Raw genomic sequence first — 13,688 nt, forward strand, 5'->3', positions numbered from 1 at the left:
TCTAACGTTAACGAATTTGAACCATTTTCAACTCCCACACGGATGGTGAATTAGCTGGTATTTGCCCGTAGGCAACCTGTCCAAAGGCTAATTTTGAAGGCAGGTAAAACACAAACCTGTCATTCAATTTCATTAACTGACTTCCTTCTTTAAGCCCTGCCACCTGAAAGCCTGAGAAAACAAATCCTGCACCAAAATTGAATTTGTAAGGCACGTAGGCAAACACGGTATCATAGATATTATAGCGAATTGCTACATCTTTTAAGGTGGTCTCTATTACGGCGCTATCCATTCTACTGATGGTAAAATGCACCGAAACGATGTCATTCTTATTGGGTACAGGCCCGCTGCCTTCTTCCAGCACTTTGTACCTAAGTCCGCTCTCCGTAGTCTGCACGCCCTCAATGCCGTACTTAGCCAAATATTCATCAATGGCTATGCTGTCTTTTTTGTATTGCGCCTCCACATCAAATACAGGGTCAGGCTCGTTCACGCTAAGATCGCAGCTTGCAAGTGACGCTGCCAGCGTTGCAACAAACAAAATAACCGCCGCTGTTCTTACTCTAAATACCATTACTCGACTTTATTTATCTTTTGCTGTCTAAAACCTCAATCTTAAAAATCAAAACCTGATTAGCCCCTATATCGTCCCCAAAGCCTCTCGTGCCATAGCCAAGATTTGAAGGGATCAGCAATATGGCTTCGCTGCCTACAGGCAACAACGCTACTCCCTCGTCCCATCCTTTAATTACTTTGCCAACGCCAAGCGTAAACTTATATGGCTCACCGCTATCATAAGAAGAATCAAATTTCTTGCCACTCAGCAGCTTGCCTTCGTAGTTGACTGTAACTACCTCGTTCACTCTTGGGAAGGCACCTGTGCCTTCCCGGGTGATTGTGTACCTGAGACCACTTGTGGTAGTTTGAACGTTTTTCAGGTCGTTCTTCTTTATGTACTTATCGATAGCGTCGTACTGTTCCTGTAGCGTAAGCGGATCATCATCCTTATTACATCCCAACGTCACCAGCCCAATCACCAAGAGTAAAAGAAGAGATATTCGCTTCATCATAATTTACATTTGTTCTATCCCAACCAACACTACTTCAAATTTTAAAATTTCGTTTGGCTTAATTGCAGCTCCTGCGCCTCTCGGTCCGTATGCCAGAGAAGATGGCACGTACAACGTGGCTTCAGCACCTGTGTTAAGCAGGGCAATGCCTTCGTCCCAGCCTGGAATCACTTGCCCCCTGCCAATAACAAACTGTAATGGCTCACCCCTATCGTAAGAAGCATCAAATTTCTCGCCTGCAAGGGTAGTACCCAGGTAGTGCACGTTTACCATGCTTCCAGGGGTTGGAGTGGCTCCGGTTCCCTGCTTTGTGATAACATAGCGAAGGCCAGACTCAGTGGTTTGAGCGGTGATATTATTATCAGCCAAATATTTATCTATGATTTCGCCGTCAACTATAATTTGACCTTCGGCCTCCATCTGCATTTTTTCCATTTCAGCTTGCTGCAACGCCATCTGCTCCTCCTGATATTGTTCCTCGCTCATCATATCCACCAGGCTGCAATTGAAGGTGATTTGGCTACCTCTCTTGATAGAGTCCGGTAGCTGAGTTCCAAATGTATCCTCAAATAATGCCTCAGCAGTCATTTTAAATTGCACACTGTCTCCCTTTTTCAGTTCACGGAACACTTCGTAAAGTACTCCCTGAGTTTGCCAGGCCGAATCATTGTAAAGCATAGGCAATGGTCGTCCTCCACCGGCTTCTACACTATTGAATAGCGCATTTCCATTCTCATTGAGGTAAGAAATGTGCATAGTAAGAATCTGGCCGTCGGAAGGTTTCTCTCCCTCGCCGTTGCGAATGTAAGACACCTCTGCCCCCGATTTCGTTGTAAATTTGTCAGCACCACCACAGGCAATTACCAAAGCCGCCAGTCCCAGCAACCCCGATAGGTTTTTAATTTTATTAAACATGTAAGAATGAAATGTTTTTGTTTAAATCTTCTTTATATAAAGGCAATAAATTCTTGAACTTTTCAACTGTAGCTTCCAGGCTATCAGTAGAGGCTCCTCCTGCAGCATTTTTGTGGCCCCCGCCATCAAAATGATCTCTGGCAAATTGGTTGACCGAAAAATCTCCCATCGACCTGAAAGACATTTTTACCTTCCCGTCTCTTTCGATGATTGTAGCAGCCATTACCACGCCCTTTATTGACAAGGCATAGTTCACAAGCCCCTCAGTATCGCCGTTCTTTGAGTTGAACTTCTTCAGGTCTTCCTTGCTGATCACAAAATAGGCAACACCAAACTCAGGCAGTACCTGCAACCTTTGACTAAAGGCGAAACCTAAAAACTTCAGCCTGTCAATGGAGTTATTATCGTAAATTAGTTTGCTCACTTTGGTGACATCCGCACCACTGTCTATCAGGTCAGCCACTATTCGGTGAACCCTGGATGACGTTGAAGGATGCCGAAATGAGCCTGTGTCGGTCATAATACCGGCATACAGGCACTCTGCAATATCTTTGTCTATAAGTGACTTGTCGCCCAGCTGCTCAATAAGCTGAAAAACGAGCTCAGCGGTTGCCGCAGCTTCTATCGTCCAAAGGCTATAATCGGCGAAGTCACCCGGGTTAAGGTGATGGTCTATGAGCACCTTCACTGCATTGGAGGCGGCCACCAGCTCTCCCACTTTTTCAATCCGGGACAGCGTGGAAAAATCGAGGCAGAAAATAATATCAGCTACGTCGATCAACTTCGCCGAGAGCACCTCATTTCCATCTTCGAAGTTAATTACAGCATCATTTCCCTTCATCCAGGCCAAAAACTCCGGGTAATCGGTGGGGGTAATCACATCCACATGATGCCCTTTTGCCAAAAGATAATTCGCCAAACCCAACGAAGAACCCAATGCATCGGCATCTGGCTTTATATGGGTAGTGATGATTATTCGCTTGGGTTGAAGGAGTAAATCCCTGAACTGGTCAATTTGCTGCATGTAAAATGATACCTTCCGAGGAGAATAGGTAAAATGTGAAGTGCAAAAGTGAGAAGAATATTTTAATTAGAAAAACGCATTCCCGAACGCAAATGATTAAAGGAGTGCCTATTTAGTGCCAGCGTTCGTTCAAAACAAATTAATCTGCTAACTTTGCGGGCGTTTTGAAAACCCTTTCTAATATATAATCAAAAAATGGCAGGATCAATTACCTTTTCAATGATTAAGCCTGACGCTTACAGCGCAGGAAACTCCGGCGCAATCCTAAAAATGATTGAGGAAGCTGGGTTCACTATTAAAGCAATGAAGCTGACAAAGCTGACTCCCGAGGTCGCTGGCAAGTTCTACGAAGTACACAAGGAACGTCCTTTTTACGGTGAGCTTTGCGCTTACATGTCTTCAGCACCGATAATTGCACTGGTGCTTCAAAAAGCCAATGCAGTAGAAGAGTTCCGCAAACTGATTGGTGCCACCGACCCTACCAAGGCTGCCGATGGAACCATCCGTAAGATTTTTGCTAAATCAATTGAGGCAAATGCCGTGCATGGATCAGACTCGGACGAGAATGCTGCCATCGAAGCCGGCTTCTTTTTCTCTCAGTTCGAGAGGGTTTAAGAAAGACCAGCCAAAGTAGACAACAGAGCCATGAAGCATTTCATGGCTTTTTTTATTCTTCAGGCAACACCACCACTTCTTCGCCTTCAAGCTTTTCAATCCAAAAGTTGTTGAACCCCTCTCCAATGAAAATGGTAATCATTCTCATTTGCAGCAGCTCCAGAATGGCAAGGAAATTAAATATCACGGCAATTTTCGTTGGCATATCCTCCATTACATTAGCAAACGACACCCTGCCAGCATCACCCAGTTTATTCATGATGAAGTCCCTTTGACTGGAAATGGTGAACGGGTATTGCACCACATTGTGTATCGGTTTTTTCTGCTCATACTCAAACCTCTCCAACACCCGCATATACACTTTCAGCAGTTTGTAAAGGTCAATATCCTGCAACTCGGCTTCCACATTGTTTATTTCTGACAGAGACCTTAGCTCTTTTTCGAGGTTTCCCCTCATCTCTCTGTCTAATCTGTCTGCCTCCATTTTCGAGAGCTCCTCCACCACCGACTTGTACTTCTTGTACTCCAGCAGGTGTTTAACCAGCTCTTCTCTTGGATCGATTTCATTGCCCAACTCGTCCAGCACAGGTCTTGGCAAAAGCATTTTTGCCTTTATCCTCATCAAAGTAGCAGCTACCAGAATAAACTCGCTTGCCACTTCGATGTTCATCGACTCGAGGTGCTGCAGGTAGTCAAGAAAATCGGCCGTAATTTTAGAGATCGGAATATCATGAATATCCAGTTCGTCTCTTTCAATGAAGAACAAGAGCAGGTCAAACGGCCCTTCGAACAATGGCAATTTGATTTCGAACTTTGAAGAGTCGGTTTGTGATATATCCATTTTCAGTAAGGTAGCATCAAATTTATCAACTCAATAAATAATAGTAAGCCTTTAGTCAAAAAAATGTACCTTTGCCACCTTGATTGACTCATAAAGATTCAATAGTTACGATAAACATTTAAGGAACTGGTTAGTTGATTACCTTATATCACAACCTGCGAATAGTATGCTGATACAGCCCGGCGAGCTTCTTTCCACTATCAATTACCCTTCTGACGTCAGAAAACTTGATCCATCACAGCTAGTTCAGCTGGCAGATGAATTACGTCAATTCATTGTCGACAATGTGTCAGTATATGGCGGGCATTTTGGAGCCAGCCTTGGGGTCGTAGAACTAACCGTTGCTCTTCACTACGCTTTTAATACGCCAAGCGATCAGCTGGTTTGGGACGTGGGACATCAGGCATACGGGCATAAAATTCTCACGGGAAGAAAGGACGTATTCCACACCAACCGTTTTTATGGTGGGATATCTGGCTTCCCTAAAAGAAAGGAAAGCGAATATGACGCCTTTGGGGTAGGTCACTCTTCAACATCTATTTCTGCAGCGCTTGGGATGGCAGTGGCTTCCCACTACAAAAAAGAAAACCAGAAGCAGCATATAGCAGTGATAGGCGACGGTGCTCTTACTGGTGGAATGGCCTTCGAAGCCATGAACCACGCCGGGGTAGCGAACAGCAACCTGCTGATAGTGTTGAACGACAATTGCATGTCGATAGACCCCAACGTGGGCGCACTAAAGGATTACCTGACGGACATTACAACTTCCCACACCTACAACAAGGTGAAAGATGAAGTGTGGAACATCCTCGGGAAAATCAGCAAATTTGGGCCAAACGCCCAGGAAATTGCTTCCAAAGTCGAAAACAGCGTGAAGGGCTTTTTGATAAAAAGCAGCAACCTCTTTGAATCCCTCAACTTAAGATATTTTGGCCCGGTAGACGGCCACGACGTCACTCATCTGGCTCAGATTTTCAATGACCTGAAAGACATTCCCGGGCCTAAGATTCTTCATTGCGTTACGGTGAAAGGCAAGGGTTTCGCTTTAGCGGAAAAAGACCAAACAAAATGGCATGCACCGGGTAAGTTCGATAAGCTGACAGGAGAAATCCACAAAAAGGTTTACGATGTGCCTCAGCCACCTAAGTATCAGGATGTGTTTGGGCATACACTTGTTGAGCTGGCCGAAAAGAACGAAAAGATAATGGGGATCACCCCGGCGATGCCTTCTGGCTCCTCCATGAACATCATGATGAAAGCCATGCCAGACAGGGCTTTTGATGTAGGCATTGCCGAGCAGCATGCGGTAACTTTCTCTGCCGGCCTGGCTACGCAGGGATTAACACCCTTCTGCAATATCTACAGCACATTTATGCAACGTGCTTACGACCAGGTGATCCACGACGTATGCCTTCAGAATCTGCCGGTCGTTTTTTGCCTCGACAGGGCGGGCTTTTCAGGAGCCGATGGCCCAACGCACCATGGGGCTTATGATATCGCCTTCATGCGTTGCATCCCAAATATGGTCGTTTCGTCGCCAATGAACGAAGAGGAGCTTCGAAACCTCATGTATACCGCCCAGCTGCAAAAAGAAGGCGCATTCACCATCAGGTACCCAAGAGGCAATGGCGTAATGCCCAATTGGAAAACACCTTTCAAAGAAATTCCTATTGGGCAAGGCAGAAAGCTTAGAGAAGGCGATGACCTGGCTATACTAACCCTTGGGCATATTGGGAACTATGCCGCTGAAGCATGCTATATGCTGGAAGAAGACCATGTGAATGCAGCCCATTACGATATGCGGTTTGTGAAGCCATTGGATGAAGCGATGCTGCATGAGATCTTCAAAACTCACAAATACGTAATCACTGTTGAGGATGGCTGCTTGCAAGGCGGCTTTGGAAGTGCCATCATCGAGTTTATGGCCGACAACGGCTATGCATCCAAAATTGTGCGGCTCGGAATCCCTGACGATGTGATTGAGCACGGAGAGCAGCATGAATTGCACCACGAATGCGGCTTTGATACCCAGGGAATTTATGAGGCAGCCATCAAACTGCTGGAGCCGTCCGGCGTACTAAAATAATCTTACTATATTGGCCATATGGCCCTATTTGTAAAGAAACTCCCCCACGAAGAGCTACCCTCTTCGAATGACTCTCCCGTGCTTTTGCTTCACGGTTTTTGCGAAGACCATAGCATCTGGAAAAACATGCTGTCGGCTTTTCCAGGCAGAACAATCTATCTCGTAGACCTTCCCGGGTTTGGGAAGAGCAATTTAGAGTTCCCCCACCCACTTTCTATTGATTGGGTGGCTGAGGTTATTTACCAGCAAGTGATTGAACCTGAACAGATTGACCCGATTGTTGTCGGGCATTCACTGGGAGGCTATGTGGCGCTGGCCCTGGCAGAAAAATATGAGAATAGCCTGAGTGGCCTATGCCTTTTTCACTCTACTGTCTTTGCTGATTCTCCGGAAAAGAAGGCAACAAGAAACAAGGTGATTGATTACGTCAACAAAAGTGGGGTAGAAAGCTTTACCACTGAATTTGTCCCTGGCCTTTTCCACAGCCTCTTTAGAAGAAAGAGTCCGGACATTGTGCAGCAAGTAGTTGACCTTGCGGGAAGAACCAGGCTTGATACTCTGACCGCCTACACTGCTGCCATGCGGGACAGGCCCGAAAGAAGCGAAGTACTTAAAATGTTTGGCCAGCCAAAGCTCATCATAGCCGGTGAAAAAGACGGTGCCGTGCCACTAGAACAAAGTCTGCTGATGAAGGAAATGGTAAGGTCTGATCAGTTTGTGCTTTTGGAGGAGACGGCCCACATGGGCATGTATGAGAAGCCGGAAGCGTGCAAAAAGGCGCTGAGCTCGTTGGTGTAAAAAAAGGAAGGCCATCCCGCTGGGATGGCCTTTACATTTATTTGCTTGAACGCAAATTTTTAGTCTTCAGATGGCTCTATCTTAACTGTAACAGTAATCGACCTGTTAGTTCCAGAAGTTCCATCAGTTTTCACAACCTTTACAAGACCTTTCTTTGATCCTCTTGCAGAAGCTTGAACAAACGCAAACACTTTACCAGCTTCTAGGTTATTCACTTTAGAAGCATCTGCCGCCACTTCGCCATAAGCACTGGCTAGTGCGTCCACATCTCCGATTGCGTCGAATTGTGCAGCAGTCAATGTGGTTACCTTAAACTTAGTAGCGTTTTTAGTTGGCATGATTGCAGACAGCGCATTGGTAACGTTTAGGGCAGCAGAAAATGCAGTATTTGCATCGGCATCATCCATTGCAGCAATTGCGTACTTATTAGTGTCACCATAGAAAAACAAGAAGTCGACGCTGGCTGAATGAGTATCTCTGGTTTCAGCGTACTTATAAACTTTGTTCTCCTCCGCATCATAAAAGCTTCCTAGGGTTGCATTAGACTGACCACCAATAAGTGTTTCAGTATACACAACTACTTCAACAGGAGCTGCTTCAACAGTAGCTGTAAAAGTTTTCTCTGTTGTTTGGTTGCTATCGTCAACTCCCTCGAAAGTCCATGACAAATCTTTATCAACGTCATCAACATCAAAAGTGTAGGTCAGGCCAATAACAGCCACAGTGCCTTCCTCTGATAAAGTAACATTTGACGCAGTTCTTGGATATGGCGTAGATGTACCAGCAACTCCATCAACAGAAGGAGTAACATTCAATGTGTTAAATACACCTGGTGCTGTTACTGTTACTGTAAAAGTAACCGTTTCACCCTCAACAGCAGAAATAGCTGCCCCTGTTACTTCAACACCTTCTACTTCTACTTCCATTGAAGGTGCAGTTGGTAGTGGCTCTTCTTCGTCACCACCGCAACTTGCCAAAATGGCTACAGATCCGATTGCACTAAAGAACAATAAGTTTCTAAATAGTTTTTTCATGGTTAAATAATTTGAATTGGTTTGCAAGATTATGAATTATATCGTAAAAATTAAAGTTTATACCCAGTTAATGCTATTTTTAAATTTTACCAACGTTTTTATCAGGTCAAATGAGATTTTACAAAAAAATTACACTTTGATAACAAACAGAGGCCTAATTGCCCTTAGGGTTAAAAATTTGGGTTGCTAACAACATCTATGCTCCCAATTTATATTGAGGCATTCTAATAATTATGGTTGGCTTTGGGGTAATGAAATTGAAGAGTCAATAAACTACCCAAAGGTACCAATAACCACCTGCAAATTCCATACCTAATAATAGGTATTTCTACTATTGAACCAGATTTTCATCAAAAAGTTGCGAAAGAGAGTGCTATTTTTGCCTTCCACAGGAAAGTCAAACAGGTATACCTGCCTTTTTGTTTAGCATATTACATTGAGTGGCAGCCCAAAACGACCCGTCCCGGCATTCTAATACTTTTGGTTGCCGCCATTTTTTTTTTAATTTTAGCTGTTTATAAGATTGAATAAATGCTGAATTAAATATATTTGTACATTGCAATACTGTAAATGTGCAATTCTCACAACGAAAGAGTTATTTAATTGCCACATAAACCTTACATCGAACAAAACTTACTTTTGAACCTATTAACGTCGAATCGCTATGCAAGAAATTTCACCTAGTCTGCTTGAAGCTTGGAACACCTATGGGAAATATGGGGCTTATGCTTTAGTTGCTATCGGTTTAGTTGTCCTTATTTATCATTTCCTCAGATTAGCTTCTATCGGTGATAAGAAAACTAAATATGACTATATCAACAAAAACGAGATTAACTTTTTGTGGTATGCCTTTCTTCTTATAATCATTGGTGCTGCTCTGTATTCAAATACACTGGTTGATCAAACAGGTGTTCTTTGGTTCTTCGTAAGGATATTCGTTAGTTCTATGCTTGGCATCATTGCCGGCGTGGTTGTTCAAAACGTACTTAAGTTTTACTATCCCTTCTATATTGAGAAGCGTCTTAAGAAATTGAGATACTCTCCAAGGCTGTCTCCCGATGGTCGCAAGATGAAGCTTCTGAGCGAAGAAGAGGAAGACGAATACCTTGACGAAGGTATGCAGGCTGAAGAACTTGCCTTCTCCGTGGACTATGACGTTTGGATTGATGAAGTGTCAGGTTATGTGAAGATTGAAAAGTACAATGGTCGACTTCATGCACTACAGTGCAGCGAGTGTAACTATCAAACCCTGAGGGTGATGAAAGAAGAAGTTACAAGGACGGCTACTAATGATGAAGACGGTGAAATGATGAAATACTATGAGTGCTCTTACTGCGGACATAAGGAGCGTAAGCCATTCAAAATCAACAGACTTAAGCCAGAAGGCGAAGCTGTTTAATCCCTCACTCCGACTCATAAAAAATCAAAGGCCTCAGTTGAGGCCTTTCTTTTTATAGTTTGATGCAAATGTTTTGGGCTTCGGTAAAAAACCGCAACGACTCGAAGCCACCCTCTCTACCCAAACCAGAATTCTTCATCCCGCCAAAAGGGGTGCGAAGATCCCGCAAAAGCCAGGTATTGACCCAGACAATTCCAAAATGCAGCTTGTGAGAAACATTGTGTGCCTTCTTCAGGTCAGACGTCCAAATGTTCGCCGACAGACCATATGATGACTCGTTGCCCAGGCTGACAGCCTCATCGGCCCCTTTAAACGATTGAACGGTTACTACTGGCCCAAAAATCTCCTCCTGGTTTGTCCGGCATGAGTTTGGCAAGCCGGCAATTACTGTTGGTTGCACAAAATAGCCCCTCTCACATCTGCCAGCAACCACTTCACTGCCTCCGCCACACAAAATGTGTCCACCTTCCTGCTTCGCAAGCTCCAAATACTGTAGTACTTTCTGCTGATGCTGTTGAGAGACAAGGGCGCCTACTTTTACGTCACCGTCCAATGGGTCGCCCACTTTCAAAGCCCTCACTTGTTTTACAAATTCACTCAAAAACTGCTCATAAATACCTTCCTCGACATAAATTCTCGAACCGCAAAGGCATATTTCGCCCTGGTTGGTGAAGGATGACCGAACAGCGCTCTCAACAGCCAAATCAAAATCACAATCTTCAAAAATGATGGTTGGGTTCTTTCCCCCTAGCTCAAGGGATGTCCTTTTAAATGTCTCGGCAGCGGTAAGAGCAACCTTTCTCCCTGTAGCAGTGCCTCCGGTAAACGACACGGCCTTGACCTCGCCGTGTTGGACGATGGACTGACCAACCTTGCCGCCGGTGCCATGGACAATATTCAGGACGCCGGGAGGCAGCCCGGCCTTTATACAAATTTCTGACAACAGAAAGGCCGTGTGGGGAGTGAGCTCCGACGGTTTAGCAACCACGGTGTTGCCGGCAGCTAATGCCGGCGCTACCTTCCAGGTGAAGAGGTATAGGGGCAGATTCCAGGGAGAAATGCACCCAACCACGCCAAGAGGACCACGGCGGGTATAATTCAGTGCAACACCGTCGACCAGATGCGACTCGGAAGCAAATTGGGTAATAGCGTGCCCAAAAAATCGGAAATTGGCAGCCGCCCTGGGAATATCCATGGCATTTGAAAGCCAAAGGGGCTTTCCCGTGTCGGTTGTTTCGGCAAGAGCAAGCTCTGGCTGGCACTGTTCCACGGCTTCTGCAATTTTAATAAGGTACTGAGACCGATCCTCAGGGGAGAGGCCAGACCATTTCGGAAATGCTCCTTTTGCTGCGGCTACTGCCTCCTCAACGTCGTCCTGGCAACTGTCGGGCAGCAAACTGTAGACTTCGCCTGTCGCCGGATTATAGTTGTCCAGATAATCCTTTGACTTTGAGGGTACAAGCTTTCCGTCGATATAGTTGGCAAACTTCTTCACTTCAATGACGAGTAATAACCAATCGCATTCTTATAGGCAATCCCACTTTCAAAATGCTTCGCTCCTGTCTCCCTCATTTCGGCCAGAATTTTTTGATACCAGGAGGCGTTGTCCTGTCCTTGAAAATAGATTGGGTAACGGGACGGGTCAGGATGATTCAATGCATAAAAGAAGTCGGCCCCAAATGCCAGAAGGTGCAGCGCCCCAAGCTTTATGCCATGGTCAATGTGATCATATAACACTCCGGGATCAGTGTCGTTGATATAGTTACGCAGAAAATTGATGCCGATCAGTCCATTTCGTCTTATCAGCTCCATCGCCAGCTCATCCGGAAGATTTCTGACATGACTATGAATCTTTCGAAAGTTGGAGTGGCTAGCCAACACCGGGACATTCAGGCTCCTTTTGTCGATATAATTCAGAATGCCGTAAGCCAGCTTGTCGCTCGTATGTGCCAAATCAACAGGAATCCTTTTTCCGTCCAGAAAATCAAGCAGCACCTCGCCGTCGGCCTTCAGCCCCACACCCGAATAGTTGCCGCCTCCAAAACGATTTTCATAGTGATGAGTCATAATAATGTAGGCCAGTGGGCCTGACGATGCCACCAACTGCTCTAGCCGGAGCAAGCCTGCGCTGAGGCTCTCGTCTTCTTCACAAAAGGCTGATCCATTTTCTATCGCCAACCAGGCGTAGCAGCCCGACTGGTTCTCTAATGCCTCCGGAGAAAGTGCACTGCTTGTGAAACGGCTGAAAAACCCGTTCGAGAGCATAGGGAGCTCGTCAAAAAGCTTTCGCTGTTTTTCGCCAGCCGCACTACTTCCTTCTTTGGTATCGGTGTAGATGGCCATTGCCTGTAACTTAACATTACCAGCCTTTAAGTGAGGAACAGCGGCGCCAAATTCTGCTACTTTATCGACCCCAGCACCTGGCACTGACGACAGATAAGATAGCAAATCGCAATGAAGGTCGACAATAGGTTGCTTCATATTAAATAGAGCCAGTTCTTCCTCCGTCTACAGGAATGCTTGTACCATTAATATAAGCGGCAGCAGGCGTCGCCAAAAAAGCGACAAGTGATGCAATTTCTTCCGACGTGCCAAAACGCCCGGCAGGTGCCTCCATCTTCATCGACCTGGCTACTTCTTCTTCCGACTTCCCTTCTTTTTCAGCCTTGGACCTGATAAGGGAAAAGAGTCTCTCAGTTTCAGTGAAGCCCGGCAACACATTGTTTACCGTTACCCCAAAAGGTGCCAGCTCAAGGGACAGGGTTTTTGCCCAGCTTGCTACCGCTCCTCTCACAGTATTGGACACGCCCAAACCGCTGATGGGTATTTTGACCGACGTACTTATTACATTAACAATTCTGCCAAACTTCTTTTCCTTCATTCCCTGCGATAGCTTCTGCACAAGTATATGGTTACAATGCAGGTGCGCCTCCATGGCGTCAAACACCTGCGAATAATTTGCATCGAGCAATGGCCCGCCCGGAGGCCCTCCGGTGTTATTGATCAGTATGTCATAGCGAGCTCCCCGGTTGATAGCAGCTGTGACGGCCACCTCAACGCTAGAGGGGCTACTGAAGTCTGCCGAGAGGTAATTGTGCGATTGCCCGTTTTCAGCAGCCAGGCTAGCGACAATTTTTTTCATGGCTGCCTCATTTCGGGCCAGGAGCGTAACTTCAGCGCCGAGCCTGGCCAGCTCAATGGCACTGGCGAGGCCAATTCCCTGGGTACTGCCACAAACCAACGCTTTCCTTCCTTTTAAATCTAAATCCATAGTTTAGTAACCGTTACCGTTTTCTCGTAATACTACCTTTTCCTAAATGGGTATTATTCGTTATTTTTAGAAAAATACGAAAACATTATTCGTTTAGCTATGACTATTAAAAGACCCTTCAATTTTAAAGGTTGGATAGATGAAAATCGACATTTGTTAAAGCCTCCGGTAGGAAACCAGCAAGTTTATAAAGGAAACGATGATTTTATAGTGATGGTGGTTGGCGGCCCGAACTCCCGAAAGGATTATCACTATAATGAAACCGAAGAATTTTTCTATCAGGTAGAAGGAGATATAAAACTGAAAATAATAGAAGATGGGAGACCGCTTGACCTGATCATTAAGGAAGGAGATATTTTCTTGTTGCCTGCCCGAGTACCACACTCCCCGCAAAGGCCCGCCAATACTGTGGGGCTGGTAATGGAAGTGTACCGGGGAGAAAAACACAAGGATGGCTTCATGTGGTTTTGTGAAGCCTGTGGTCACAAACTCCATGAGAAGTTTGCGGTAATTACTGACATCGTTTCGCAACTGCCTCCAATCATGGAGGAGTTTTACGAGAGTGAAGAAAAAAGAACATGTGACAACTGCGGCACTGTGATGGAGCCTCCAGCAAGAGCCTAACTTTGTGTTAA

Annotated in this window: 14 protein-coding genes; 5 read left to right on the forward strand and 9 right to left on the reverse strand. The window is 45.4% G+C overall.

Annotated elements, in window-relative coordinates; all coding sequences use genetic code 11:
- Window positions 1-7 precede the first annotated feature (7 nt).
- From ACMVP2_RS08745 to ACMVP2_RS08760, 4 genes are read right to left on the reverse strand one after another with little or no spacing between them, the layout of a single operon-like run.
- Window positions 8-574: an FKBP-type peptidyl-prolyl cis-trans isomerase gene (locus ACMVP2_RS08745; RefSeq protein WP_416867429.1), complete on the reverse strand. Its 567-nt coding sequence runs from the start codon at window positions 572-574 to the stop codon at window positions 8-10.
- Window positions 575-587: 13 nt separating this feature from the next.
- Window positions 588-1,070: an FKBP-type peptidyl-prolyl cis-trans isomerase gene (locus ACMVP2_RS08750; protein WP_416867430.1), complete on the reverse strand. Its 483-nt coding sequence runs from the start codon at window positions 1,068-1,070 to the stop codon at window positions 588-590.
- 3 nt (window positions 1,071-1,073) lie between these two features.
- Entirely contained in the window at window positions 1,074-1,985 is a 912-nt protein-coding gene (locus ACMVP2_RS08755) for an FKBP-type peptidyl-prolyl cis-trans isomerase (RefSeq protein WP_416867431.1), read from the reverse strand.
- On the reverse strand, window positions 1,978-3,009 hold the full coding sequence (locus ACMVP2_RS08760) for a DHH family phosphoesterase (protein ID WP_416867432.1): 1,032 nt from the start codon (window positions 3,007-3,009) through the stop codon (window positions 1,978-1,980). The genes ACMVP2_RS08755 and ACMVP2_RS08760 overlap by 8 nt, the downstream gene beginning before the upstream one ends.
- A 195-nt stretch (window positions 3,010-3,204) precedes the next feature.
- On the opposite strand from ACMVP2_RS08760, the gene ndk reads away from it, so the two are divergent.
- On the forward strand, window positions 3,205-3,624 hold the full coding sequence (ndk, locus tag ACMVP2_RS08765) for a nucleoside-diphosphate kinase (protein ID WP_317488549.1): 420 nt from the start codon (window positions 3,205-3,207) through the stop codon (window positions 3,622-3,624).
- Window positions 3,625-3,676: 52 nt separating this feature from the next.
- Here ndk and ACMVP2_RS08770 read toward each other — a convergent pair whose 3' ends face one another.
- Window positions 3,677-4,465, reverse strand: a complete 789-nt coding sequence (locus tag ACMVP2_RS08770; RefSeq protein ID WP_317488550.1) for a segregation and condensation protein A — start codon at window positions 4,463-4,465, stop codon at window positions 3,677-3,679.
- 166 nt (window positions 4,466-4,631) lie between these two features.
- Between ACMVP2_RS08770 and dxs the strand changes: the two genes are divergently transcribed.
- Both dxs and ACMVP2_RS08780 read left to right on the forward strand, forming a co-directional pair.
- Entirely contained in the window at window positions 4,632-6,551 is a 1,920-nt protein-coding gene (gene dxs / locus ACMVP2_RS08775) for a 1-deoxy-D-xylulose-5-phosphate synthase (RefSeq protein ID WP_416867433.1), read from the forward strand.
- A gap of 18 nt (window positions 6,552-6,569) precedes the next feature.
- Window positions 6,570-7,349 carry an alpha/beta fold hydrolase gene (locus tag ACMVP2_RS08780; protein WP_416867434.1) on the forward strand — a complete coding sequence of 260 codons (780 nt, stop codon included), beginning with the start codon at window positions 6,570-6,572 and terminating at the stop codon, window positions 7,347-7,349.
- Window positions 7,350-7,408: 59 nt separating this feature from the next.
- Here ACMVP2_RS08780 and ACMVP2_RS08785 read toward each other — a convergent pair whose 3' ends face one another.
- A complete protein-coding gene (locus ACMVP2_RS08785; RefSeq protein ID WP_416867435.1) occupies window positions 7,409-8,383 on the reverse strand; it encodes a hypothetical protein in 975 nt (324 codons plus the stop codon).
- A 664-nt stretch (window positions 8,384-9,047) separates the two neighbouring features.
- Here ACMVP2_RS08785 and ACMVP2_RS08790 point away from each other — a divergent pair.
- The gene (locus tag ACMVP2_RS08790) at window positions 9,048-9,782 is read left to right on the forward strand and encodes a hypothetical protein (RefSeq protein WP_339789428.1); all 735 of its coding nucleotides are present in this window, start codon (window positions 9,048-9,050) and stop codon (window positions 9,780-9,782) included.
- A gap of 52 nt (window positions 9,783-9,834) precedes the next feature.
- Here the strand turns inward: ACMVP2_RS08790 and ACMVP2_RS08795 are convergent, their stop codons facing one another.
- The 3 genes from ACMVP2_RS08795 to ACMVP2_RS08805 are packed head-to-tail and all read right to left on the reverse strand — an operon-like array spanning window position 9,835 to window position 13,053.
- Entirely contained in the window at window positions 9,835-11,277 is a 1,443-nt protein-coding gene (locus ACMVP2_RS08795; protein ID WP_416867436.1) for an aldehyde dehydrogenase, read from the reverse strand.
- Window positions 11,274-12,263, reverse strand: coding sequence for a dipeptidase (locus tag ACMVP2_RS08800; RefSeq protein ID WP_416867437.1), 990 nt, complete (start codon window positions 12,261-12,263; stop codon window positions 11,274-11,276). The genes ACMVP2_RS08795 and ACMVP2_RS08800 overlap by 4 nt, the downstream gene beginning before the upstream one ends.
- Before the next feature lies 1 nt (window position 12,264).
- Window positions 12,265-13,053, reverse strand: a complete 789-nt coding sequence (locus tag ACMVP2_RS08805; RefSeq protein WP_339789436.1) for an SDR family oxidoreductase — start codon at window positions 13,051-13,053, stop codon at window positions 12,265-12,267.
- 99 nt (window positions 13,054-13,152) lie between these two features.
- Between ACMVP2_RS08805 and ACMVP2_RS08810 the strand changes: the two genes are divergently transcribed.
- Window positions 13,153-13,677, forward strand: coding sequence for a 3-hydroxyanthranilate 3,4-dioxygenase (locus tag ACMVP2_RS08810; RefSeq protein ID WP_339789439.1), 525 nt, complete (start codon window positions 13,153-13,155; stop codon window positions 13,675-13,677).
- Window positions 13,678-13,688 lie beyond the last annotated feature (11 nt).

Source organism: Imperialibacter sp., from assembly GCF_048007035.1.
Taxonomy (GTDB): Bacteria; Bacteroidota; Bacteroidia; order Cytophagales; family Cyclobacteriaceae; genus Imperialibacter.